Origin of the sequence: Streptomyces sp. NPDC007991 (assembly GCF_042958445.1) — a bacterium.
In the GTDB taxonomy this organism is placed as follows: domain Bacteria; phylum Actinomycetota; class Actinomycetes; order Streptomycetales; family Streptomycetaceae; genus Streptomyces.
The window spans coordinates 37,564-60,374 of sequence record NZ_JBIBJD010000020.1 but is presented as its reverse complement, the minus strand read 5'-3'; the positions used below and the strand labels follow the sequence as shown (position 1 = coordinate 60,374).

21 protein-coding genes are annotated in these 22,811 nt (G+C 67.3%); 8 read left to right on the top strand and 13 right to left on the bottom strand.

The annotated features are described in order from the left end of the window. Nucleotides 1-202 precede the first annotated feature (202 nt). Nucleotides 203-910, top strand: coding sequence for a hypothetical protein (locus ACFZDA_RS38460; protein ID WP_391090644.1), 708 nt, complete (start codon nucleotides 203-205; stop codon nucleotides 908-910). 11 nt (nucleotides 911-921) lie between these two features. On the opposite strand, the gene ACFZDA_RS38455 is transcribed toward ACFZDA_RS38460, so the two are convergent. The 3 genes from ACFZDA_RS38455 to ACFZDA_RS38445 form a co-directional block, all read right to left on the bottom strand. Continuing rightward, the gene (locus tag ACFZDA_RS38455) at nucleotides 922-1,425 is read right to left on the bottom strand and encodes a hypothetical protein (protein ID WP_391090642.1); all 504 of its coding nucleotides are present in this window, start codon (nucleotides 1,423-1,425) and stop codon (nucleotides 922-924) included. 142 nt (nucleotides 1,426-1,567) lie between these two features. Then, complete coding sequence (locus ACFZDA_RS38450) at nucleotides 1,568-2,605, bottom strand: hypothetical protein (RefSeq protein WP_391090640.1); 1,038 nt, start codon at nucleotides 2,603-2,605, stop codon at nucleotides 1,568-1,570. Between the two features lie 5 nt (nucleotides 2,606-2,610). Next, a complete protein-coding gene (locus tag ACFZDA_RS38445; protein ID WP_391090638.1) occupies nucleotides 2,611-3,273 on the bottom strand; it encodes a hypothetical protein in 663 nt (220 codons plus the stop codon). A gap of 894 nt (nucleotides 3,274-4,167) precedes the next feature. On the opposite strand from ACFZDA_RS38445, the gene ACFZDA_RS38440 reads away from it, so the two are divergent. Genes ACFZDA_RS38440 through ACFZDA_RS38415 form a run of 6 tightly spaced genes read left to right on the top strand, consistent with a single transcriptional unit; the run spans nucleotide 4,168 to nucleotide 9,112 of the window. Continuing rightward, entirely contained in the window at nucleotides 4,168-4,839 is a 672-nt protein-coding gene (locus ACFZDA_RS38440) for a hypothetical protein (RefSeq protein ID WP_391090636.1), read from the top strand. Further along, the gene (locus ACFZDA_RS38435; RefSeq protein ID WP_391090634.1) at nucleotides 4,830-5,921 is read left to right on the top strand and encodes a hypothetical protein; all 1,092 of its coding nucleotides are present in this window, start codon (nucleotides 4,830-4,832) and stop codon (nucleotides 5,919-5,921) included. The genes ACFZDA_RS38440 and ACFZDA_RS38435 overlap by 10 nt, the downstream gene beginning before the upstream one ends. Before the next feature lie 48 nt (nucleotides 5,922-5,969). Continuing rightward, a complete protein-coding gene (locus ACFZDA_RS38430) occupies nucleotides 5,970-6,275 on the top strand; it encodes a hypothetical protein (protein ID WP_020270600.1) in 306 nt (101 codons plus the stop codon). Then, on the top strand, nucleotides 6,272-7,534 hold the full coding sequence (locus ACFZDA_RS38425) for a putative T7SS-secreted protein (protein WP_391090632.1): 1,263 nt from the start codon (nucleotides 6,272-6,274) through the stop codon (nucleotides 7,532-7,534). Before ACFZDA_RS38430 ends, ACFZDA_RS38425 begins: the two co-directional genes overlap by 4 nt. 16 nt (nucleotides 7,535-7,550) lie before the next feature. Next, a complete protein-coding gene (locus ACFZDA_RS38420) occupies nucleotides 7,551-8,429 on the top strand; it encodes a hypothetical protein (protein WP_391090630.1) in 879 nt (292 codons plus the stop codon). Then, a complete protein-coding gene (locus ACFZDA_RS38415) occupies nucleotides 8,426-9,112 on the top strand; it encodes a hypothetical protein (protein WP_391090628.1) in 687 nt (228 codons plus the stop codon). The genes ACFZDA_RS38420 and ACFZDA_RS38415 overlap by 4 nt, the downstream gene beginning before the upstream one ends. 341 nt (nucleotides 9,113-9,453) lie before the next feature. Here the strand turns inward: ACFZDA_RS38415 and ACFZDA_RS38410 are convergent, their stop codons facing one another. The 8 genes from ACFZDA_RS38410 to ACFZDA_RS38375 form a co-directional block, all read right to left on the bottom strand. Next, a complete protein-coding gene (locus ACFZDA_RS38410) occupies nucleotides 9,454-10,047 on the bottom strand; it encodes a hypothetical protein (RefSeq protein WP_391090626.1) in 594 nt (197 codons plus the stop codon). 48 nt (nucleotides 10,048-10,095) lie between these two features. Further along, on the bottom strand, nucleotides 10,096-10,704 hold the full coding sequence (locus ACFZDA_RS38405) for a hypothetical protein (RefSeq protein WP_391090624.1): 609 nt from the start codon (nucleotides 10,702-10,704) through the stop codon (nucleotides 10,096-10,098). Beyond that, nucleotides 10,697-11,338 (bottom strand): hypothetical protein, encoded by a 642-nt coding sequence (locus ACFZDA_RS38400; protein ID WP_391090622.1) that lies wholly within the window; start codon nucleotides 11,336-11,338, stop codon nucleotides 10,697-10,699. Before ACFZDA_RS38400 ends, ACFZDA_RS38405 begins: the two co-directional genes overlap by 8 nt. 9 nt (nucleotides 11,339-11,347) lie before the next feature. Next, nucleotides 11,348-12,706 carry a hypothetical protein gene (locus ACFZDA_RS38395; RefSeq protein ID WP_391090621.1) on the bottom strand — a complete coding sequence of 453 codons (1,359 nt, stop codon included), beginning with the start codon at nucleotides 12,704-12,706 and terminating at the stop codon, nucleotides 11,348-11,350. 6 nt (nucleotides 12,707-12,712) lie between these two features. Beyond that, on the bottom strand, nucleotides 12,713-13,015 hold the full coding sequence (locus ACFZDA_RS38390) for a hypothetical protein (RefSeq protein WP_391090619.1): 303 nt from the start codon (nucleotides 13,013-13,015) through the stop codon (nucleotides 12,713-12,715). 308 nt (nucleotides 13,016-13,323) lie between these two features. Further along, entirely contained in the window at nucleotides 13,324-13,854 is a 531-nt protein-coding gene (locus ACFZDA_RS38385) for a transposase (protein ID WP_391090769.1), read from the bottom strand. Beyond that, entirely contained in the window at nucleotides 13,851-14,390 is a 540-nt protein-coding gene (locus tag ACFZDA_RS38380) for a winged helix-turn-helix domain-containing protein (RefSeq protein WP_391090617.1), read from the bottom strand. Before ACFZDA_RS38380 ends, ACFZDA_RS38385 begins: the two co-directional genes overlap by 4 nt. A gap of 125 nt (nucleotides 14,391-14,515) precedes the next feature. Continuing rightward, entirely contained in the window at nucleotides 14,516-14,815 is a 300-nt protein-coding gene (locus ACFZDA_RS38375) for a WXG100 family type VII secretion target (protein ID WP_306964887.1), read from the bottom strand. 305 nt (nucleotides 14,816-15,120) lie between these two features. Between ACFZDA_RS38375 and ACFZDA_RS38370 the strand changes: the two genes are divergently transcribed. Continuing rightward, entirely contained in the window at nucleotides 15,121-19,761 is a 4,641-nt protein-coding gene (locus ACFZDA_RS38370) for an FtsK/SpoIIIE domain-containing protein (RefSeq protein WP_391090615.1), read from the top strand. A 46-nt stretch (nucleotides 19,762-19,807) separates the two neighbouring features. Here ACFZDA_RS38370 and ACFZDA_RS38365 read toward each other — a convergent pair whose 3' ends face one another. Both ACFZDA_RS38365 and ACFZDA_RS38360 read right to left on the bottom strand, forming a co-directional pair. Further along, entirely contained in the window at nucleotides 19,808-21,781 is a 1,974-nt protein-coding gene (locus tag ACFZDA_RS38365) for a protein kinase (RefSeq protein WP_391090613.1), read from the bottom strand. Nucleotides 21,782-21,875: 94 nt separating this feature from the next. After that, nucleotides 21,876-22,724 carry an MqnA/MqnD/SBP family protein gene (locus ACFZDA_RS38360; RefSeq protein WP_391090611.1) on the bottom strand — a complete coding sequence of 283 codons (849 nt, stop codon included), beginning with the start codon at nucleotides 22,722-22,724 and terminating at the stop codon, nucleotides 21,876-21,878. Between the last annotated feature and the right edge of the window lie 87 nt (nucleotides 22,725-22,811).

Genomic DNA, 22,811 nt, shown 5'->3' with positions numbered 1-22,811 from the left:
CCGGACACCGGCCCGGCGGGACAAGGCCGCGCGCATCGCTGCGGGCGTCACAGCAGGAGTAGCCGCCCTGGTCATGGCAGTTCTGCTCAGGTCCCCGGAACGATTCGGCCTCCCGCCCCTCCCGGGATTCTTCGAGAGGGTCCGCGCCGAGGGACGCTCCTCAGAAGCCTTCATCTTCGTGTGGGCCTTGATCTCTATCCCTGTGGCAGGCCTCCTCCACACACCACTGGCACTGGCACGACGTGCCGAGATCGGCGCGGGCTGGGCACTGATCGCCGGGTACTGGTTGTACGTCGCGGTGACCGCGGGCGTGGCGTGGCACGTACAGGACTTCTTCCCCGCTACCGACGCGCCCGGCAAGAATGGGGGCTGGTTCGGCGCGGCGATCATGATGCTCATCGGCACGCCGCTGTTCGTGGTGGGCTCGGGCGGGGTGTTCCGTCAGGTGCGGGAGGGCGACAGCACTGCAGCGACCCAGATCCGGGACCAACTGGCTACCGTCACCGTGCTCTGCTGCACGCTCGTCGGCGCGGTCACGGGCGTGACGGTGGGCTTCGGCTTCGCCTTCCCCCGCGACGGCTTCCCGGCCATGTTCCTGCCGGGCGGCATCCTCTGGGGCCTGCTGGCGGGCGCGGCGCTGGGCATGCGTGCCGGCGCCCTGATCACGAACTCGCCGGACAGCCGTCGCAGGATGACCGCCGACGCGAAGTCATTCGCCCGCACGGCAGCGGCCGTACTGGCGTGCTGCCTCTGCGTGTCCCAACTGGGCTGGCTCCTGCCGGTGTGGGCGGTGGCCCTGGTCGGCCTGCCGGCCCCGTTCGTGCTGTTCGTGGTGGCGGGGCGGTGTGAACGGGTGGGGTGGTGGGTGGAGTACCGGCGGATCGAGGTGCCGGAGGGGGTGCTGTGCTGAGCGCGAGCCCCTCACCCCGGCACGTACTCCCTGTCCCACCGGCTCTGCCGCACGCCACCCCAAGTACCCATCACGACCGCGAGGCCGAAGAGGACCGCGAGCAACCCGGCGTCCGAGCTGCGCTCCCCGTCTGTAGTCGGGCTGGCGACGCCTGCGGGGTCGTACCGAACACGCAGTTTGTCACCCGCCTCCACCCAGTCCCCGCACCCGTCGCCCTCTGAGAGCGAGGGTGAGATCTCGTGGCCGTCGACCCTCCGCAGATCACAGTGGTTGGTCTTGACGTCGTCCTTGCGCACGACCACGGCGTCGGCCCACTCGCCCCGCTCCGCCAGGGCGACCTGATCACCGGCGCCGTTGCCGAACACGCCCAGCGCCACTCCCGCGACGACGGGAACGACGAGCTGCCAGGCGAGCTTCCGCTGCTTACGCGGAACCCTCCGCAACAGCAGAAGCGGTACGAGAACCGATGCCAGCGGCAGCACGATCCAGGCGAGAAGCAGGGTCAGCAAGCGCATCGACGTCCACAACGGCACGACAGGGCCGAGCCAGGCGAGCCCCAAGGAGCCACCAGCGCAAGCAAGGTTGAACACCGACCACCGGACGACATCGGCTCGCCACCAAACCCCCGGCCCAGCCTGCCCGGTCCGGACCACACCCTCAGCCATGGCTCATGCCACTTGCTCGGTTCACGGCCTGGGCCTCCTTGACGGTCACGTCCTGCTCGAACGTGGACAACCCGTCAGGCAGCCCCGGCTGCTGCGGCGGACCGTCGGGGTCGGCGGAGTCGGTCCATGTCACCTTCCAGGTGATGGACGCCTTGAAGGGGTAGGTACCGTTGCCCGACGCACGAAGGTACGTGACGTTGCAACCGGCGTCCTCGCTGTCGGCCGTGTAGCCGTCCTTGCGCTTGACCAGGTCATAGGTGCAGCTCTGCGGATCGGCGTCGGCGGTACCGGCATCGACCTTGAGCGCCACGGGGGTGGCGACGGTGGTCGCGGCCAGCTGAACGCCCTTGTAGTCGAGACTCGCGGTCGTCCACACGCGGTCGAGATCGCCCTTGAAGGCGACCCTCGTACCGAGGTTCACGAGAAGCCGGTCCGCGCGCGGCTGCAACTGCACTGGCGGGGTTGGCAACTTGGTCGAGTTGAAGGCCAGTTCGGAGAGGATCTCGGGAGTCACCTTGTTGGGGTCCGGCTGCGGGTCGGCCGGAGGAACCCAGATCTCCCAGTTGTCCGTCGTGACGGGGCAGGCCTTGTCGTAGGTGTCATCGGGGAACTGAACCTGCCACCACAGGCCCTTGTCACCCTTGTGGTACTTCTCCTTCTCCCGCTTCTTCGCGTAATCCGCCGCCGGGCTTCCCCCCTCAGCGCCGCCATACGCGCCCTTGATGAACTTCTCGTACTCCTCCGGCGTGTACATGGGCTCGTACCAGCACACCGGAGGTTCCCAGCTGGCGTCGGAGGAGGTGGCGGTTGCGGTGGAGCTGCTTGAGGCTGGGGTGCTCTGGCTGATGCGGATGTGGGCGCCGATGGATCCCTTGCCGGATTCAGCGCCTTTGTTGGACTTTGGCTGCTCGGTAGAGGAGCTTCCCTGTCCCTCGTCCCCGTAGAACTCGTCGGCCGCGTACACCGGAGAACTCACCCCCAGGGTCCCGACGAAGATCAAGCCCGCAACCATCCTCAGTGCCGAACTCATAGGGCTCATCCCTGCACGCACGAAGGAGCCGCCTTCTTCCAGCTCGCCTGTTGCACCTGCCAGTCACCGCGAGAATTCTTCGCAGTCTGAAGCGTGGTCTCGATGAAGTCGTCGTCGCTCGGCTGCGTACGCCGGACCTTGTCGGTCTTGATCTCCTTGGAATACGCCTTCCGCTGGTCCTCGCAGTAACGGACCGCCGCCGTCTTTCCGTTGGCGATATCCGTGACCTCGAAGTCGTAGTAGCGATAGGAGCCCGTACTCGTCAGCCCCTGCTGCTTGACGGCCGCGATTCGCTTGCTCCAGTAGGTGAGGGCAGGCCCGGCGAAGTAGCGGCTCAGGTTGGCGGCTCGCCCATCCCCCTTGACGAAGCCCTCGAGGCGGGCCTCAGCCGAGTAGGCGACATCCCGCAGAATTGCATCCTTCGTCGGGTCCCCCGTCTGCTCCCTCTCCACGCTCACCTTGACATCCGACGGAAAGTCAAAGGTCGGCGCATCATTGTCAGCCGAGGCGGAGGCGGACGGCGTCGGCGAGCCCGCCTCTCCTGCGTCGGCTCCCGCAATCTCGTCGCTGCTCGATCCGTCGTCCGAACTGCTGCTGCAACCGGCCACAGAGAATGTGACTGCAGCAAGGAGGAAGGCCGCAGCCACCCTCCGGCGCGTGGTCAACATGGCGCTCGTCCTCAGAGGTAGGTGATCGGCGTGACAACGGATGATCCCATGCGGGGCAGGCGCCGATCCAAGCGCCCCGAGGGGCTGATGCTCACGCGTGGCTCGTGAAGCCCCCTAACGGCCACGACCACCGGCGCTCAGCAAAGGGCCTCGCCGCTTCACCGAACGGCTCGACGGCAACGCATCCCGCCTCGTACGCCCCTACGTTCTGGATCCGACCGAACTTCGCCGCCAAGGCGAACGCCGCCGAGCCGCCCACCTGGCCACCTGGCCACCTTCGGAATGGACGCAGAGCCGAGGCACATCCAAGGCGTACGAGCCTCGACGGCCACCCGATGACCCGCCCGGCCCTCCGGATGTGCGGCCGCTGCCAGCGCAGCACGGCCGAACCAGTCCTGGTCCACCAGATCCACGCCCCCACAGGCCCTGGCTTCAACGTCTACGCCTGCCCGGACTGCGCCACCCACTACCCATATCGGACAGGCCCTCTCGAAATCCCCGCTCCGGCCGATCACCGATCCCGCCGCGCCCTCCATGTCTACAAAATCAACACAGAGGGCGCGGTGACCGAAGACCGCGGCAAGGTCGTGATCCTGGCCGACGAACACATCACCCCGGCTTCCTTCACGTCGGCCTATCCGCCGTCCAGTTGACCGAGGTGCAGGGCACCGCACTAGCGAATCAGAACCCCCAGCTCCATGGCCCCCGGACGCCGCGCACTGCGGCACCAGGGCCGTCCCCTCTTCAGGCACGATCAGGACACAACCAGCACCCGGAGAGCCCCATACACCCGGATTGCCCCTGTTCTCGCGGAAGTTCGCTCTGGTGAAACCGGAAACCTCACCGGTAGCGTCAGTGCCCTAACTGAACGTCTGTTTCTCACGGGGAGCCACTGTGAAGCGCCGCCCATTGCCCGTTGCTGCCGCGCTGGCGGCGACGGCGGCACTGCTGTTGACGGCCTGCGGTAGCGGGGACGACAAGTCCAGCGACAACGACAAGATCGCCGGCGCCGACCAGGGAGCGGAGACGCCGAAGGAGTCGGCATCGCCCTCGGGAGCACCTGCAGAGGACAAGCCGGACGGCGTGGACGTGACCCTGCCCAAGGACATGAACCTGGTCTTTGACTGGGACAAGCCGAAAGACAAGAACGAAGCGGCGGCGATGGACGACGCCGCGAACTACCTCCGTGCCATCTATCGGGGCGTCGACAAGCGCACGACCAAGGACGCGGCCGTGACCACCTACGCCACCGGCGAGGGGCTCCACTACGCACAGGTACAGATCAACGAATGGATCAAGGGTGGCTGGACCGCCACCGGCACCCGCCGTCACTACGACGCCACCACACGCTCCGCCCCGAATGGCCAATCCGTAGAGGTCGCCTTCTGCGCGGACACCGGGAAGTTCTACGGCAAAGAGGTCAAGACGGGGAAGGTCCTGAAGACCGAGCCAAGCCTCAAGGACTTCGGCTACTACAGGATTGTCATGGTCAAGTTCCCCACGGGCAAGAGTCTCTGGCAGGCATCCAAGGTGTTCGTCGAGACGGCAGCGAAGAAGTGCCGGTGAACAGATCACGAAGTGCTGCCCTCGGCACCAGCACTGCTGCCCTGACTCTTTCGATCAGCGCTCTCATCTTCACGGCACCCAACGCCGCTGCGGAACCGGTGGACTTCGGCAAGGGCGGCGCCACAGAAGAGAAGGGCGGCGGCGACAAGACCGGCATCTTTGCCGCCGCCCGCATCCAGTACTCCGGATCCGTTACCAAGAACGGCAGCACCGGAAACGTGACGTCCACCGACGTCAACTGGACACCCCCACCCTGCTGGTACGCCCCTTACCTCGGCGCCAAGGACTTCAAGAAAAAGATGTCCGAGGACATCGAGCGCAAGAAGAACACACCCGGTATGGGCGGGACCGCGGGTGCGGCGATCGGTGAGATGCAGCGCCACTACGAGGACGAGTACGGCTGGACCGACACTCCCGGCTACAAGGACTACAACGTCGAGAACGACGGCAAGGGGATGTTCTGGGCCGGCGTCGAGAACCCCAACGAGCCGGACCCCCTCAAGCGGTCCTCGTGCACGGAGCTCCCCTTCTGGGTCGAGAACGGCGATGGCCCGCCGCCCCAGTACGAAGAGGCCATCAAACCGGAAATACTCGCCGCTCTCGCTTACCAACACATGGAGCTCCCCGACACCAAGGTCACCCTCGCCCCCGAGGCCACGACCAAGGTGAACCTGCCGACCTGGGCCTGGCTCGACAAGGCCGTCTTCGATGAGGTCCAGGCCACGGCGGCTCTCAACGTCCCCGGCTTCAACATCCAGGCCACCACCACCGCCAAGCCGGTGTCCCTCAAACTGGAGCCGGGCACCGAGGACGCCGAGACCTACCCGGCCTCCGGCGAGTGCACCATCAACGCCGACGACTCCATCGGCGAGCCCTACGCCAAGGGCAAGGCCGACCAGGACCCGCCCTGCGGCGTCAAGTACCTTCGCTCCTCCGGGGACGGCACGTACAAGCTCCGGGCCACCATCACCTGGGACATCGACTGGACCGGTACCGGCGGAGCCGGCGGCGACCTCCCGAACGGCACCTTCGGCAACGACCAGACGGTCACCGTCCAGGAAATCCAAGCTGTCAACCGCTGAGAGCCAAGCCTTCGTAACAGACCCACTAGACCGGCCGGAGAAGTAGGCGTGGCGAACGACTCAGATCTCAAGGTGAACGTCGACCTTCTTGTGGAGTCGGAGTCCCGACTCCGAAAAATTAAGAAGGAGTTCAAGAACCTCGGCAATCACCGTGACGACATGCGCGAGCACTGGGGCAGCGGTGACATCACAGGCGCCATGGACGAGTTCGTGGACAACTGGGATGACTACCGCGAAAGCCTGCTTACGCACATCGACACCGTAGGCAAGCTGATCAAGGCCACCATCGACGGATTCACAGGCTTGGACGCCGAGCTTGCCAAGGAACTGCGCAAGAAGGAAAAGAAGAAGTGACGACGGCTCCCAAAGTCCGGCCGCGCGACTGGCATCCCCTCGCGGAATCCGATCCCGTCCCAGGAGATCCGGAAGAGATACGTTCCGAAGTCAAGCGCATGAAGGGCGTCGCGAGCTCTCTGCGTGAGCAGGCCCGTCTCCTCCGCGGCATCGGCAACGACGACGAGCTCAAGGGCAAGTATGCCAACTCCCTGCGGGACGAGTCCGAGGGGCTGGAGAAGAAGCTTCGCGAGGTGGCGGAACGCTACGAGAACGTACACGGCTATCTGACGCGCTGGGCCGGCGAACTGGAGGGCTTCCAGACCCAGGCCGACAAGGTTCTCGCCAACGCGAAGAGAGCTCAAGAAGAGGCCGACGCCGATAAGAAGAAGGCCGTGACGAACAAGCCGGGGCCAGGCGAACCGAGTCCCTCGCCGAGTGGCACCGACCACGATCCGCTCACTGAATATCGGCTACAGCTCAACCGCATCACGTCTGAGCGGGACGAGCGCGCCTCACATTACGCCGACAAGATCCGCGACGAGCTCGACGACTCCATCGAGGACAGCTTCTGGGACGACGCCAAGGGATGGCTCCACGACAACGCCGACCTCTTCAAGACGATCGGTGACCTGGTCGGCGACCTGAGCGGCATCCTCGGCATGCTGGCCATCATCACCATGCCCTTCCCGCCCCTGGGGGCCATCTTCGCGACAGCCGCGGCTGTGACCAGCGGTATTGCGCTGATCAGCCATCTCTTGGCGAAGGCAGGCGGGGCCGACGTCAGTTGGTTCAGTATGGGCCTCGAAGCGCTCGGAGCCATTCCGGGCATCACCGCATTTGCCAAGGGAGTCAAGGTCGCAGACGGCGCGGTCGCAGCGGCGCGGGCGACACAGCTCGGCAGTGGATTCCGGGGCGTCACGACGATCGGACGGAACATTGTCGGCATCGGCGACAACGTCGCGGGAGCCGCGAGCTTCACCGTCAAGGGCAAGACCATCGGTTTGTGGGGTCTGAAGCACAACGGTCTGATCAAGGCCGAGGGTCTCATGGGACGGATGACTCTGGTCGCCGAGCAAACTGTCCACAACGGTCAGTGGATCGGAACCCGTGGACTCAGCTTGGCCAGTCGGGGGCGCTGGTCAATCGACCCTATGAGCAACCTGGGACGTGGGATCGACGCCGGTCTCAAGATCGCTCCTAAGCTGGTGTCGATTCCCACGCACGTCGGCGAGCTCATCAACCCCGGCGACCGTTTCCAGGAATCGGTCGCCTCCTGACGAGGACGGAACCCCTGTGAACTGGCAACCAGCACCCGGCGAGGAAACACTGGCTCGCTTCCCGGCTTCGTTCGCGACCGGAACCGCAGCCTCCGTGGACGGCCGGCGTTCTTTCCGGGACCGCCGCCGCAATGACATCGAATCCGACCTGACTGGCTGGCCGGAGGGGAGCACCTTCGCGGTTCGCCGCCTACCCGGCAGAATCGGCGTACACGCGCGAACCGCCGTCTCCGGAGTGTTCGCCGTGGCGTGGGGCATTCTCTCCGACCTGCTGGGCGGAAGCACGATCAACCCCGAACCGGGCCGGGGGAAGTTGGAGGAGCGAGAAAACGAGGTGGAGGACTTCCCTGTGATGTGGGCCGACGCCGGTGACATCGCACGCACTCTGCCTTGGCAGCTCGACCCTTCCCGGCGCCCGCAGGGTTACGTGACCGAGATCGTGTTGACCACACGACGCCTCCTTGTCGTCGGGGCAGACACCGCATTGTGGGAAACACAGCGGGAGAAAGTTCTCGATGCAGCGGCCAAGCCCTTCAGCATCGGCCGTAGGGATTTTCGCGTCACCTTTAGGGACGGTTCATGGGCGCGGCTGACCACCACCGCTTCTTCTCACACCACCGAGTTGGTGGGACTGCTCACGGGAAGTCACCGGCGGCTGTCCGATTCCGAACTCTCGACCGCACAGCGCGAGCGGCTCTCCAGCTATACGGCGTCCTTGCCCGAGGGTGCCACGCGCCCTGTCATCACGAGACTGCCGAGCGGACTGGTACGGGTCGAGTCCACCACTCCCGGCCGCGGACGGGGCGCCGTCTCCGAGTCACGGGGTCTCGTGATGGACGAAACCGGCCAGGATGCGACGCCGGCCCCCGGAGACATCGAACCAAGCAAGGCATGAAGGTGAGCACCGACAGCATGGCAACGCCCGGCATCACGACCGTCATCGAGGATCCGGTCATCCCTCCCCTTTGGTTCGTGGCGCCTGAGGGCTTCCACGCTCTACCCGTCGACGCCGACGCTGATGCCCGAGTATCCGCCGCGGCCGAATTCGCTCGTGAACTCTTCCCCGAAGGCGACACCCACCTTTGGGAGTCGGCGGCGCCCTTCTACGCCGGGCTCACCGAAGTCTTCGCGGAGGCCGGGCTGGCCTATTCGGCCATGGGTGTGTTCAGCGACGGCAACGGCGGTGTCGTGCACTTCTCCTTCACCGTGGGTGCGATCGAGTCTCCGTACGCCACGCCCGACGAGGCTGCTGGTTCGATCCAGCAGTCTCTCGACCGTGACCCGGGGAACGACAGCCGTAGCATCACCTTGCCTTGTGGACCGGCCGTATCGAACATCTCCGTCCGCGAGGTCACCGTCGGCGCGGAGCTCACCGCGACAGGCGAAGAAGCGAAGCTCCTCACCGGCCAGATCCAGGTGTTCATCCCCTTCCCGACCAAGCCCTTCGTTGCAGTCTTCACAGTGGATACCGCCGCCATGGAGTACTGGGGAGAAATCTGCGACATGACCGCTGCAGTCCTGGAAACGGTGTCCTTCGATACCTCCTCTGACAACGCCGACCCAGTGAAGCGCACGTGATCTTCTTCGAGTTCGAGGCCGACCCGACCGAGTAGTTTCCCCTGCCCCTGCACTGGACGGACAACAAAAAGGACCAGAACGAAATGGTGCAAGGGTCCGTCCTGCGCTCTCGGAATTCGTTCATCCCCGCTCGGCACCGGGGACTGCACTAGTTTCGCTACTTCGGCGACCGGGGCGTCAACGACTCCCTCAACTACGGCTGGTGGTCCGAGGAGCACCGGGCCTACACGACCATGCGCACAGTCTCCATGGAACTCGACTGGCTGACATCGAACATGGCCGTCTTCGACGACTTCGACCGCCGCATCTGGCTCAACCCGAACGCTGGCACTGACGTTCGCCTACGCCGCTCGGCTCTTGCCCTTCCCCTTCTTGCGGAGCTTGCGGAGCCTTTCGCGCTCCCGCGCCGCCTGCCCCTTCGCTCTCGCATCGAACCAGCGGAAGCAGAGCCAGCCGACCGCGCCGACGACGACGACGTAGGCCAAAAAGGCTGTGCCCGTGCCGGGGATGTACTCGCAACTCGCCGAACGGCAATTCTTACCGGGTAGCGCGCTCAGCAGGTAGAACAGCGGCCCGAACGCCGCCGCGCAACAGAGCGCTGTCCCCGCAGCCCGCAGACCGCGCGTCAGCCGGCTTCCGCCCGAGGGGCCGGACCAGCTGCGTAGGCAGCCGACAGCGCCGAGAGCTGTGATCACACCGAGCGCACCACCCAGCGCCCAGGAGCCACCGGGCAGATTCACCAGCACCGGGACCGTCTCGCGGGCAAAACGCTTCCACAGCCCCATCACCAGCAAGATCACACTCGTGCCGACGACTAGGCAGAGAATCACTCCAGCAAGTCCGAAGCCGTCCCGCATGCCGAAACGCCGGTCGGCAGCCGCAGCGTTGGTCTGTCCCCCCACCTCTCGTCCCTTCATATCTGCTGCGATTCCCACGCGTGGCTCCGTCTAGGCTGGTTTGTGCGCCACGTCTTCACCGCGGTGTCAGGTCCAGTGCAACGTATCCGCCACCGCGTCGAAGAGCCCCACCATCTGCTGCGCCAACGGATCCAGGGGCGTGGAGAACGACAGAATCAGCCACTCATCGGTCGCCGGGACTGGAACGTAGAACTTGACGGTCGTTGTCCGGAGCTCGTTGCCCAGCTGTGTACTGGGGGAAGCCGCTTCGGAGCGGAGTTCACGGACCGCCCTGCCAGCGGCGGAGAGTTCGACCACGGTGGCCTCCGCCCCACGCCGGCCAAGCACCTCCGCGAAGGTGTGCACGTCCGAGGACGCCGGCATCGTCCCCGGCATGGGAAAGCTGACCAGAAGCGACGAGGAAAGTGGCAAAGGACCGATCCGCAGAGTTGACAGGTATAGCTCGATACCACCGGCCTGATAGGCATCCTTTGCCGTCTTCTGCAACTCGCGCATCACCTGCTCCTTGAGCAGTGGAGCATTGTCGACGCCGCGGAACTGCTGCTCCGCCAGGGCGATGATGCTGCGATCGCGATCTTCCGGGTCGAGCGACAGCTTGAACCACCCGTCGGGGACGACGAGGTTGTAGTCCTTCGGCGGAGCGGTGGCGTCCTCGTCCACCCAGGACTCAGACATCAGGGGTGCCCCCCTCCGGAATCGGGTTGCCCTCGGCGTCGAGAGGCACCAAACGCAGAGTGGGGACCAACGCATCAATTTCGTCGGCGAGTTGATCGCTGTGTTCCATGGCGCTCCAGTTCATCGTCGCCAAGAGCACGTCGGAGGTCTCGGGCACCAGGAGGGCATACGAGACGGCTTCCGAGAGCTTCTTGCCGAATCCAAACACCCCCTTGGACTGGTACATCGCCTGCAGCCGGACCGCCGGCCCGACGGGCAGCTCGACCCTGCTGACCTGCGGCTCCCCGACGATCTCCTTGTGCCCAAGCAGTCTCTTCTCGACTTCGTCCAACGAAAGAGCGACTCCGTCTTCACCGAAGATCTGGACGTCGAACGTGGCGTGGTGGGCCCCGCCCAAGGCGAAGAAGGCAGCGGCGAGAACCGCCTGGTTTTTTTCTGCGGCCCGAGCGAGTTGGATCAAGTCCTTCTCGATGGACTCCTTCGACGCCACGAGATCCAAAGGGTTGAAGGATTGGACGACATCGCGCGCCCAGGATTCCTTCCCGTCGGAATCAAGTCCCATACCGGTCGTCAGATCGACCCATCCGTCAGGGAAATTCAGCTGACAGGTCCAGTCATCGATTTCAACTGTCATGCTGATCTCCTAGAATGCTGGTCGGGTGTTTTCATCGAGATAAATATTTCCGCCAGTGACGGCATATCCAATACCAGTCAGGACGTTGACCGTGGTCTTGACCCCGTTCAGCCCGGGAATGTTGGGGAAGTTGTCCGCCATGGGCTTGATCGACTTGAGACTGGCAGCGACTTCAGCGTCCACCAGAGAGACCGACTTCGCCACTCCGCCGTTCGCCGAGATGGCTTCCTTTGCACCACGCCAGCTGTTCGGGTTGAAAACAGTCTTGGCGTTGTCGGCAAAGCCCTTCCAGCCACTCTTGGTGAAGAGTTCGGTAAAGGGGCTGGCCATCGTCTTGCCGAGCTCTCTCGGTGACATCGAGAGCACCTTGGTGAAGCCCTGAGAGCCCAGCTTGTTCAGCTTTTGGCGGTCCCGTTTGAAAGCCTTACCGATACCCGGCGTCTTGCTCGACTTCATTCGGGTCAGCCGTTTTAGAACCACTCCCGCGTACTTACCGGCGAGCTTCGAGAACGCCTTCCCGACGCCGATCATCAGAAAACCCAGCGCCGCCTCACCCAGGTCCATGAGGTCAGCATTTCCGCGTAGGTAGAGAACCGCCGTACAGATGAACCCAACCAGGGACATGACGAGGGCGACCGTGCCCAGGATACCTGCCAGCGCTTGGCCGATCACAGGGATCCAGCCGACCATCAGGGACAACACCCCGCAGAAAGTGGCAATTATACCTGTGATGTTCGCGATGTCGTCGAGGAGGCTGTCCCAAAAACCGTCCTTCAAGGCATCGTCGGAAATGACCTCGTCGATCGCGTCACATGCCCGCTTAGCGGCGGCGTCTCGAATACGCTTCGCCTCTTCGATTTTCTCCTGGGCAGCCTTGACCACATCGTCGGCGGCCTTCTGCTGATCCTCGAGGTCCTTCTTCTTCGAATCGTCTTCCGCATCGGCGAGCTTCGTGCCGGCAGCACGTTTGTCGTCTTCCGCCGACTGGGCCTCCTTGAGGGCCTGGTCAGCGATCTGCTGTGCGCGGTTCAGATCGGAAGCGTAGTCCTTGGCCGTGGCGTGGACCTTATCCGCATAACCACCGCCGACGTCGACGACCTGGTCTCCGAGTACGGCCGCTGCAGTGGCGTAGCGTTTTCGTGCCGCTTCCAGCTTCCCCGTTGACCCTTCGGCCCGCTTACGAAATTCCCTGCCCGCGTCACTGTCCCAGGAGTCGATCTCCGAGATGGCCTTAAGGTTCTTTACTTGACGCTCCAGCTCCTCAGCAGTCTTCTTGAGTTTCTTCCCCAGGCTGGCGACCCTGTCCGGGTCTCCAGGAACGGGGTCGAACCAGCACAGCGGCGACCAGTCACGCGGTCGTGCCCCCACGGCGACTCACTTACCCTTCTTGCCGGAGCTCTGGGCTTCTCGGATCGCCTTGGCCAACTCATGGTCCAACTTGCTGTATGTCTTCGCCGCAGCCAGCGCGTACTCCGACAGGAACTTGAGCTCTTCCTGAAGCTTGTCCCGATTCAGGTTCCAGTTCGACTCGAAGTCCTCGAACTTGTCGGACAGGCCGTCGTGCCCGAAGTCCTCTCCATACGATTCCACGATGTCCGGCAGGCCCTCAAACGCCTTGTGAATCCGTCCGAGGCCTTTCCCCATCTCCCGGATGACCTCAAGGTCGTCGATCCTCACGCGGTCAGCCACAGGCCACCGCCGGAAGCACACTCATCGTCATGTCGATCCCCCGATTGCGCGGGCTCCGCGCTCAGCGATGTGAAGCGGTCGGATTTTACTAACCGTTGACACTTAATGCCAACTGTCATCTCCGTCCCCGCACATCCCACCCTGGGGCAGGGCTCACAGCTACTTCTGGGCAGACGCGGCCGTTCAGACCAGCCGACTACCACGCCGGGGGAGGGGCAGCCATCACGCCAGACGAGTGGAAAGCCTAAAGAGAATCGTCCATTACTGAGGTTGAACTCGTGATGTCGTGCCGTTGCTCAGGCGGGTCTGATGGACAGGCCAGTCTCGGCGAGGCAGCCGTCTATGAGGTCGCTGCGGTACTGGATGTGCCGTAGGCCGCGCCGGATGCGCTGGACGAGGTGTTCGAGGGTGCTGAAGGCGACGTTGGAGTGCCAGCCGCGTCGCAGGAGCGACCAGATCCCTTCAACGGGGTTGAGGTCGGGCGCATAGGGCGGCAGGTAGTAGATGGTCAGCCAGTCCCGGGACGCGGCGAAATCCCGCAGGTCGGCAGCCTTGTGGACATTGAGGTTGTCCCAGACGAGCACGATCGGACCGCCGAGCTGCTGGTGTGCAGCTATCAGCAGGTCCCGGTAGTCCCGCCAGGAGAAGCTCTTGCGCCCGTCCCGCCGACCGTCGTCCCTGCGCGGCCGGTAGATCAGCCGTGACCGGTGGCCAGGTTTGTAGCAGGTCAGCGCCGCGATGGACACCCGTCTGCGGGAACGGCCACGGACCCGAACCACCGGGGTCCGGCCGCGCTGGGACCAGGTCTTCGCCTGCGGCGGCGTCATGGAGAAGCCGGCTTCGTCCTCGAAGACGAGCCAGGCTCCACGGGCCGCCGCGAGTCTTCCGCGCAAGGCCACACCTCTTTGACCCACCCGGCCACAGCTTCGTCGTCCCGCTCGATGGCACGTCGGGCCGGGATTTGGCAGGACCAGCCGTTGCGTACCAGCAGTTTCCGCACACCCTGGATCGTGTAGGTCAGGTGGAAGCGCCGGCCGATCACCGTCTTGATCCGTGCCAGCGTCCACCGCTGGTCCTCCCAGCCGTGCGCGGCCGGCCCCTTGGCCAGCTCTACCTCCAACTGCGCGAACTGCTTCTCGCTCAGCCTCGGCAGCGACGCAGGCCCCCGAGACCGCAGAGCCCTCGGACCGCCGTCATCCCACATCCGCCGCCATCGCTGCACCGACCGGATGCTGACGCGCAGGTCCTTGGCGATCACCGAGCTCGCCTCGCCCCGGGCGAAGCCCTCGGCAGCCTGGAGCCGTAACTCCTCGCGGAACTTCTGACGTTCGGCGGTCAGACCACCGCCCTGTGGATACCTCATGCCCCGCTGATACCGCAGGGCTTCACGGCCCGTCAGCCCCTACGACATCACGAGTTCAACCTCAGTAACCGACCGGGGTGGCGCAGCTCCATCACGTGCACGCCACCCCGCTACAGCCGGCGCCCCTACTTGCGAGCCTGCTTCGCCAGTTCCTCGTCGATCTGCTCGAACTTGTCCGCAGCCATGGTCAGGTAGTCCCCCATGCCGTCCAGACCGTCGAGCGTGTCCTTCGTGCCCCGCACGAACTCGTCGAAGTTCTCGTCGAACGCCTTGGACGAGCTCTTCGTGACGTAGCCGCCCTGGACGAGGTTGTTGATGTACTTGCGGAGGCCCTCGAGCTTCTCCTGGAGCTTTTCCTTCTCCTTCACGACATGCTTGGCTGCGTCCCGCATGTCCTGATATGTGACATCAAGGTCCTTGGCCATGAAGCCGCTCCCTCTCACAACGCCGCAGGGCCAACCCCCGTGGCTCCCTGTTTGCGGACCCACTGTGTGATCGTCCGCTCTTGCGTCAGCAGCTTACGGGTGTGGCCTGTGGGGCCAAACCCCAGATTGTGAACGAGCCGTCATGAAGTCGTGTACGACGTTGCCATCGGGAATGTCACGGCACCTCCCCACTGCCCCGCCCCGACGCGGAACGGATATCGTCGCTACGACTGTGACCCGCGTTGCGGAAGCGGCCACAGCAACCACAAGGCCACACCGGCCCAGTGGCACGGGGAGGACTAGTCGTGCGCCTGACTCTGACCGTCGTCGACCCGTACGGCGGTGGTACCGCCGACGTGGTGCTCGATGCCGATCCTGAGTCCACCGTGGGGGACATCGCGCTGGAGCTCGCCAAGCAGGTCGGGCAGAGCGGCGCGCAGATCATCCCGCTGGGACAGCACCGGCAGGTGCCGGCCAACAACGCGCCCCTCGTGTACGTGGACGGGTACGCCGTCGATCCGAACGCCACCGTCGTCGGATCGCCCCTGCGCGACGGCGCGGTCGTCAGCCTCCAGGATCCTTCCGGGTGTCTGCCCGGTGAGCCCACCGGGCTCGTCGAGCTGCGGGTCGCCGGCGGGCCCGCGGCCGGGTTCGTGCACCGGCTCGGCGTCGGGCGCTACGACATCGGCAGCGGGGCCGCCTCGTACGTCCGGGTCGACGATCCCGAGGTCGATGCCCGGGCCCTCACCCTCTCCGTCGCCACCGACGGCACCTGCCAGGTCGCCGTGCACATGGACAAGGGCCTCGTCACCCTCGACGGCACGTCCCTCGCCGAGGACGAGGAGGACGACCAGGGCGAGAAGAAGAAGAGCGGCAAGAAGAAGGGGCAGGAGAAGAAAGAGGGGAAGGAAAAGGGCGGGCCCACCGACTGGCCCCTCGGGGCTCAGATCGGGATCGGCAACACCCTGCTCGAACTCACCCGGTACACGCCCCCCAACGCCGCCCTCAAGTGGTCCGACGACGGCATAGGGCTCGACTACAACCGCCCCCCGCGGCTGCGTCCGCCCGAGCGGCAGACCAGCTTCCGGCTGCCGTCGCCGCCCCGTGAGTACGAGGCCCGGCCGCTGCCCTGGCTGATGGCGCTGACGCCGCTCGTCGGTGCCGTCGTGTCCGTGATGATCTTCCAGCGCTGGTACTACCTGATCATGGCCGGCCTGGCGCCGATCCTGCTCTTCGCGAACTACTACAACGACAAGAAGCACGGGCGTAAGTCCCACGCCAAGCAGGTCCAGGAGTACGAGGAGCAGAAGGAGCGGATCGAGAAGGACGCTCAGGACGCGCTGGTCGCGGAGCGGACCGACCGGCGGCACGCCATACCCGACCCCGCCACCGTGCTCGCCCTGGGGACCGGGCCGCGTACCCGGCTGTGGGAGCGGCGGCGGACCGACCGCGACCATCTTCTCCTGCGGGTGGGGACGGGGCAGTTGCCCTCGGAGGTCGTGCTCGACGACCCCGAGCAGGACGACCACCGTCGCCAGGTCACCTGGAAGATCGAGGACGCCCCGGTCGCCCTGCACCTGCGCACCCTCGGCGTCATCGGCATGGCCGGGCCCGGGGATTCCGCCCGCGCTCTCGGGCGGTGGGCCGTCGCACAGGCCGCGGCGCTGCACAGCCCGATGGACGTGCAGTTCTACGTGCTGAGCGAGAACGCCGCGCAGGAGTCCTGGGACTGGATGCGCTGGCTGCCGCACGCCCGGCCGTCCGGTGGGCAGGACGTCAACGTGCTCATCGGGACCGACGCCGAGACCGTCGGCGCCCGCATCGGCGAGCTGACGCAGATCCTCGACGCGCGCAAGAAGGCCGCCGAGCAGAACAAGTCGCAGGGTGCTTCGAGTTTCAGCGACCCCGACATCGTCGTCGTGTGGGACGGGTCCCGGCGGCTGCGCTCGCTCCCGGGTGTGGTGCGGTTGCTGCGTGAGGGTCCCTCCGTGTCCATGTTCGCCATCTGCCTCGACGCCGAGGAGCGGTTCCTGCCCGGCGAGTGCCAGGCGTACGTCGTCGCCGAGCCCAAGGCCGAGGAGTACGAGCAGGTCCAGCAGGTCCAGCAGCAGTCCCAGCAGGTCGCCGGTGCCTTCCCCTCGTTCCAGGCCTGGCACACCACCGACCGGCAGACCGAACAGGCCGGCCGCAGCGAGAAGTTGCGGCTGCGTGTGGAGGAGGCCGGTGCGGAGCGGCTGAAGGACGTGCGGCCCGACTTCGTCTCGCCCGCCTGGTGTCTGCGGCTCGCCCGGGCGCTGTCGCCGCTGCGGGACATCAGCGGTGAGACCGAGGACTCGGCGCTGCCGGGCTCCAGCCGGCTGCTGGACGTACTCCAGCTGGAGCCGCCGACGAGTGACGCGATCGTGGCGCGCTGGCGGATGGGCGGGCAGTCGACGCTGGCCGTCATCGGTGAGTCGTACGACGGGCCGTTCGGCATCGACATCCGCAAGGACGGTCCGCACGGTCTCATCGCCGGTACGACCGGTTCGGGTAAGTCGGAGCTGCTGCAGACCATCGTGGCCGCGCTGGCCGTGGCGAACACGCCCGAGAACATGACGTTCGTGCTGGTCGACTACAAGGGTGGCGCGGCCTTCAAGGACTGTGTGCATCTGCCGCACACGGTCGGCATGGTGACCGACCTCGACGCCCATCTGGTGGAGCGGGCCCTGGAGTCGCTCGGTGCCGAGCTGCACCGGCGTGAGCACATCCTGGCCGCCGCCGACGCCAAGGACATCGAGGACTACCAGGACCTGGTGCGCCGGGACCCCTCGCACCAGCCGGTGCCGCGACTGCTCATCGTCATCGACGAGTTCGCGTCCATGGTGCGTGACCTGCCCGACTTCGTCACGGGCCTGGTCAACATCGCCCAGCGTGGCCGGTCCCTCGGTATTCATCTGCTGCTGGCGACCCAGCGGCCGTCCGGTGTCGTCTCCCCCGAGATCCGCGCCAACACCAACCTCCGTATCGCGCTGCGCGTGACGGACGGCGGCGAGTCGAGCGACGTCATCGACTCGCCCGAGGCCGGGCACATCTCCAAGAACACCCCGGGCCGCGCCTACGCCCGGCTCGGGCACGCCTCGCTGGTGCCCTTCCAGTCGGGACGCGTGGGCGGTCGTCGGCCCGGTGCCGCCGACCCGGCCGTGCTGATGCCCTGGGTGGGGCCGCTGACCTGGGAGGATCTGGGCCGGGCGGCGCTGGTCAAGCCGAAGGCCGAGTCCCGTGAGGACGAGGAGATCACCGACCTGAAGGTCCTCGTCGACACCATCCGGGACGCCAACAGCTCGCTCGGCATCCCGCCCCAGCACAGCCCGTGGCTGCCCGCCCTCGACGAGACACTGCTGCTGGACGAGATCGAGGTGCCCGCGTTCGCCGGGGGCGCCGGCACGCTGCCGCCGGCCCCGTACGGCATCGAGGACCTGCCCGCCAGCCAGTCCCGCCGCCCGGTCGTCGTGGACTTCTCGTCCTTCGGCCATCTGATGATCGGCGGCGCCCCGCGCAGCGGCCGCTCCCAGGTGCTGCGCACCCTCGCGGGCTCCCTCGCCCGCACGCACTCCGTCGCCGACGTGCATCTCTACGGCATCGACTGCGGCAACGGCGCGCTCAACGCCCTGACCCGGCTGCCGCACTGCGGCGCGGTCGTCAGCCGTAACCAGACCGAACGGGTCGTGCGGCTCGTCAACCGGCTCAAGGGCGAGATGGGCCGCCGCCAGGACCTGCTGTCGGAGAAGGGCTTCGCCGACATCGGCGAGCAGCGGGCCTCGGTCTCTGAGGACGAGCGGCTGCCGCACATCGTCGTGCTGCTGGACCGCTGGGAGGGCTGGGTGCCCACGCTCGGCGAGATCGACCACGGTTCGCTCACCGACGAGTTGCAGACGATGATGCGCGAGGGCGCGAGCGTCGGCATCCACCTCGTCCTCACCGGTGACCGGACCCTGCTGGTCGGCCGTATCGCGACCCTCACCGAGGACAAGTACGGTCTGCGGCTGGCCGACCGCAGCGACTTCTCGGCGCTCGGCATTCCGGCGCGCAAGGTGCCGGAGGAGATCCCTCCGGGGCGGGCCTTCCGCAACGAGTTCGGTACGGAGACGCAGTTCGCGCTGCTCGCCGAGGACACCAGCGGCCAGGGCCAGGCCGCGGCGCTGGCGGCGATCGGCGAGGCGGCCACGGCCCGCGACGCCGCCGTCCCCCGCTCGCACCGCCCGTTCCGCGTCGACAGCCTGCCCAGCCGTATCTCCTTCCCGGAGGCCTGGGAGCTGCGCGACCCGGACGCGTCCCGCTCGCGCCTGTGGGGTCTGGTCGGCATCGGCGGCGACGAGATCATCGGCTTCGGGCCCGATCTCGCCGAGGGCGTACCGGCGTTCGTCGTCGCGGGCCCGGCCAAGTCGGGCCGCTCGACGGTCCTGCTGAACTTCGCGCACTCCTTCCTCGCCCAGGGCACGCGCCTGGTCCTCGCGGCCCCGCGCCAGTCGCCGCTGCGCGGGCTCGACGGCACGGAAGGCGTCCTGAAGGTCTTCACCGGCGACGACATCGACGAGGACGAGTTCGAGGAGCTCGTCGACCAGGCGTCCCTGGAGAAGCCGATCGCGGTGCTCATCGACGACGGCGAGATCCTGGAGGACTGCGACGCCGAGAGCCAGCTGAAGAAGCTCGTCTCGCGGGGCGCCGAACGCGGCCTCGCCCTCGTCATCGCCGGTGACGAGGAGGACGTGTGCAGCGGCTTCTCCGGCTGGCAGGTCGACGCGAAGAAGGCCCGCCGCGGCATCCTCCTCTCCCCGCAGGAGTCCTCCAGCGGCGACCTCATCGGCGTCCGCCTCAACCGCGGCATGGTCGGCGGCCAGGTCGCCCCCGGCAAGGGCATGCTCCACCTCGGCGACGGGGAACTGCGCACGGTCGTCGTTCCGGGGTGAGGCGAAGGCACTGTCCGTGGCTGTGGGCTGCCGGGCCCGGCCGCGACTACCGCACCTTCGACAACCGAGCCTGAGGCCGGCCCGACTCCTCGCTCTCCGAGCGGTACTGGAGGTCGTCGCCCACCGGGGTGAGGCGCACCGTCGTGGGGGCCGGGTTGCAGCCGCCGTGGTTGGTCTTCGCGCCCACGGACGTCGCGACGAGCTCCTTCTTCGTCACCTGCTTCAGGGTCAGTACGTCGACGCAGACGCCGCCGAGCTGGTCGGTCTGGCGGAGCCGGCCCAGCTCCTGGCCCACGGCGGCCCGTTGGACGGTGATCCGGAACGTGCCGAGGGGCAGCCTGCCGTCCAGTGCGATGCCCTGGCCCTCCCAGGTGCCGAGGTACGCGGCGGGCACGGCGCCGGACGGGGCGGGGCTCGCGGTCGCCGCAGGAGGGGAGTCGGCGCCCGCGCCGGAGCCGCCCTCGTCGTCGGAGGTCCGGCCCGGCAGCAGGTCGAACACGAACACCGAGCCGATCGTCACGGCCGCCATCGCCCCGGCGACCGCCAGCGCCACGGTGCAGCTCAGTCTCCGCTCCCGGCCGCCGCCCTCCGGCGTCGACGGCGTCGACGTCGCCGCGACGGAGACGGAGACCCTGCCGGGGCGCCGGCCGGCGGACGACGGGGCGACGGTGTCGCCCTGCGGACCGCCGTCCCGGGGCGCGGGTACGGCGGTGGGTGGGGCGGTGGGTGCGGCTGGGGCTACCGCTGGGGACACGGCGGCCGGTGGGGCGCTGGGTGCGGCTGAAGGTACGGCGGTGGAGGGGCCCGGCGGCGTGGGCATCACCGGCGGCGGCCCGAACACCCCGGCCGTACCTGCCTCCGCCGACGACACTGCCTCAGTTGGCGTCCCTGCCTGAGCCGGCGTCACTGCCTGAGCCGGCGTCGTGGTGTCCGCCGACGACTCTCCCTCGGTCGGCGTCCCGGCGTCAGCCGGCATCCCGGCGTCAGCCGGCGTCACTGCCTCAGAGGACGACGCTGCCCCCGCCGGCACCCCGCTGCCCGCCGGCGGCCCCGTCTCCGCCCCGGTCACGGACGGGCTGCTGAAAGCGATCGGTCCCGAAGAGCCCCCGGCCGGCCCCGGCCCCGTCGCCTCCAGGTTCAGCAGCCGCACCGCGCCGCGGCTCACCTGCTCCACCAGCGTCCCCGGCAGCCACCCGTCCGCCACCAGCCGGGCCGCGCCCTCGGGTGCCAGTCGCCGGGCCAGCTCGGCGGGGGCCGGCCGCGTGTCCGGGTCCTTCGCCAGGCAGGCCGCGGTGAGTTCCCGCAACGGCCCGTCCAGGTCACCGAGTTCCGGTTCCTCGTGGACGACCTTGTAGAGGAGGGCCGCCGAGGAGTCCCCGGGGAAGGGCGGTTCGCCGGTCGCCGCGTACGTCAGGACCGCGCCGAGGGAGAAGACGTCCGCCGCGCCCGTGACGCCCTTGCCGAGGATCTGCTCGGGCGACATGTAGCCGGGCGAGCCGATCGACACGCCCGTGGAGGTCAGGGACGCCGTACCGTCCGTGGCCCGCGCGATGCCGAAGTCGATCAGCAGCGGCCCGTCGAGCGTGAGCAGGACGTTCGACGGCTTCACGTCCCGGTGCACCAGGCCCAGCTCGTGCACCGCCGCGAGCGCCTCGGCCAGCCCCGCCCCCAGCACCCGCACGGTGTGGGCGGGCAGCGCGCCGCCCTCGGTGACCGCGGCCGACAGCGAGGGACCCGCCGCGTACGCCGTCGCCACCCACGGCACGCGGGCGTCCGGGTCCGCGTCCAGGACGGGTGCCGTCCAGGCGCCGCCCACCCGGCGCGCGGCCGCGACCTCGCGGCGGAAGCGGGCCCGGAACTCCTCGTCCAGTGCGAAGTGCGGATGGACGATCTTCACCGCGACCGTACGGCCGCCGGCGCTGCGGCCCAGGTAGACCCGGCCCATGCCGCCGGAGCCCAGCCGGCCGAGCAGCCGGTAGGGCCCCACGACGCTGGGTTCGTCGGCTTCGAGCGGCCGCATGGCGTCACCCCTCCCCCCGTGGGCGCCCGCAGGCCCCCGCCGGGCCCCGTACGCGCGCACTCCCCAGCAGAGTAGTGCGCGAGCGCGGGCCCGCTCAGGGCTGGAGCAGGTCCACCTTCACGTCCGCGGGGAAGCCGGTCGTGGGGCCCACGCGGCGGGCGAACTCGGCGACCGCCTCCAGCTGCGGGCCGCCGAAGCGGAAGTCGAGGGTCGTGAAGTAGCGGGCGAGGGTCTCCTCGTCGAAGGCCTCCCAGCGGGCGGCCTGCTCGGATACCTTGCCGACCTCCTCCAGGGAGAGGTTGCGGGATTCGAGGAAGGCCTCGTGCACCTGGCGCGTGATGACCGGCTCGCGCTCGACGTAGTCGCGGCGCGCCGCCCAGACCGCGAAGACGAACGGCAGGCCCGTCCACTCCTTCCACAGCGCGCCCAGGTCGTGCACGGCCAGGCCGAAGCGCGGCCCGTCGAGCATGGTCGCGCGCAGGGCCGCGTCGCCGATGAGGACGCCGGCCTCGGCCTCCTGCATCATCAGGCTGAGGTCGGGCGGGCACGTGTAGTAGTCCGGCTGGACGCCGTAGCGCTCGGCGAGGAGCAGCTGGGCGAGGCGGACGGAGGTGCGGGAGGTCGAGCCGAGGGCGACGCGGGCGCCGTCGAGCCGGTCCAGGGGGACCTGCGAGACGATCACGCAGGACATGACGGGGCCGTCGCAGCCGACGGCGATGTCGGGGAAGGCGACGAGGTCGTCGGCGTTCTTGAGGAACTCGACCAGGGTGATCGGACCGATGTCGAGATCGCCCTGCACCAGCTTCTCGCTGAGCTTCTCAGGGGTGTCCTTGGTGAGCTCGAAGTCGAGGAGCGTGCCCGTTCTGGCGAGCCCCCAGTACAGGGGCAGGCAGTTCAGGAACTGGATGTGGCCGACGCGCGGCCGGGTGCGAGGATTGTCCACATCGTGAGGCTAGCCCTCATGGCGTAGGGGGCCGCGCCCGGCCCCGCCGTGGGTCTGTGAGCGGCGGTCGGCGCCTTCACGGCCAGT

Excerpts from the sequence above, each read along its gene's own strand:
- ACFZDA_RS38365 (WP_391090613.1), bottom strand. The coding sequence starts at position 21,781 with ATGCGGCCGCTCGAAGCCGACGAACCCAGCGTCGTGGGGCCCTACCGG.
- ACFZDA_RS38455 (WP_391090642.1), bottom strand. The coding sequence starts at position 1,425 with ATGCGCTTGCTGACCCTGCTTCTCGCCTGGATCGTGCTGCCGCTGGCA.
- ACFZDA_RS38405 (WP_391090624.1), bottom strand. The coding sequence starts at position 10,704 with ATGTCTGAGTCCTGGGTGGACGAGGACGCCACCGCTCCGCCGAAGGAC.
- ACFZDA_RS38415 (WP_391090628.1), top strand. The coding sequence starts at position 8,426 with ATGAAGGTGAGCACCGACAGCATGGCAACGCCCGGCATCACGACCGTC.
- ACFZDA_RS38375 (WP_306964887.1), bottom strand. The coding sequence starts at position 14,815 with ATGGCCAAGGACCTTGATGTCACATATCAGGACATGCGGGACGCAGCC.
- ACFZDA_RS38450 (WP_391090640.1), bottom strand. The coding sequence starts at position 2,605 with ATGAGTTCGGCACTGAGGATGGTTGCGGGCTTGATCTTCGTCGGGACC.
- ACFZDA_RS38385 (WP_391090769.1), bottom strand. The coding sequence starts at position 13,854 with ATGACGCCGCCGCAGGCGAAGACCTGGTCCCAGCGCGGCCGGACCCCG.
- ACFZDA_RS38445 (WP_391090638.1), bottom strand. The coding sequence starts at position 3,273 with ATGTTGACCACGCGCCGGAGGGTGGCTGCGGCCTTCCTCCTTGCTGCA.
- ACFZDA_RS38400 (WP_391090622.1), bottom strand. The coding sequence starts at position 11,338 with ATGACAGTTGAAATCGATGACTGGACCTGTCAGCTGAATTTCCCTGAC.
- ACFZDA_RS38380 (WP_391090617.1), bottom strand. The coding sequence starts at position 14,390 with ATGAGGTATCCACAGGGCGGTGGTCTGACCGCCGAACGTCAGAAGTTC.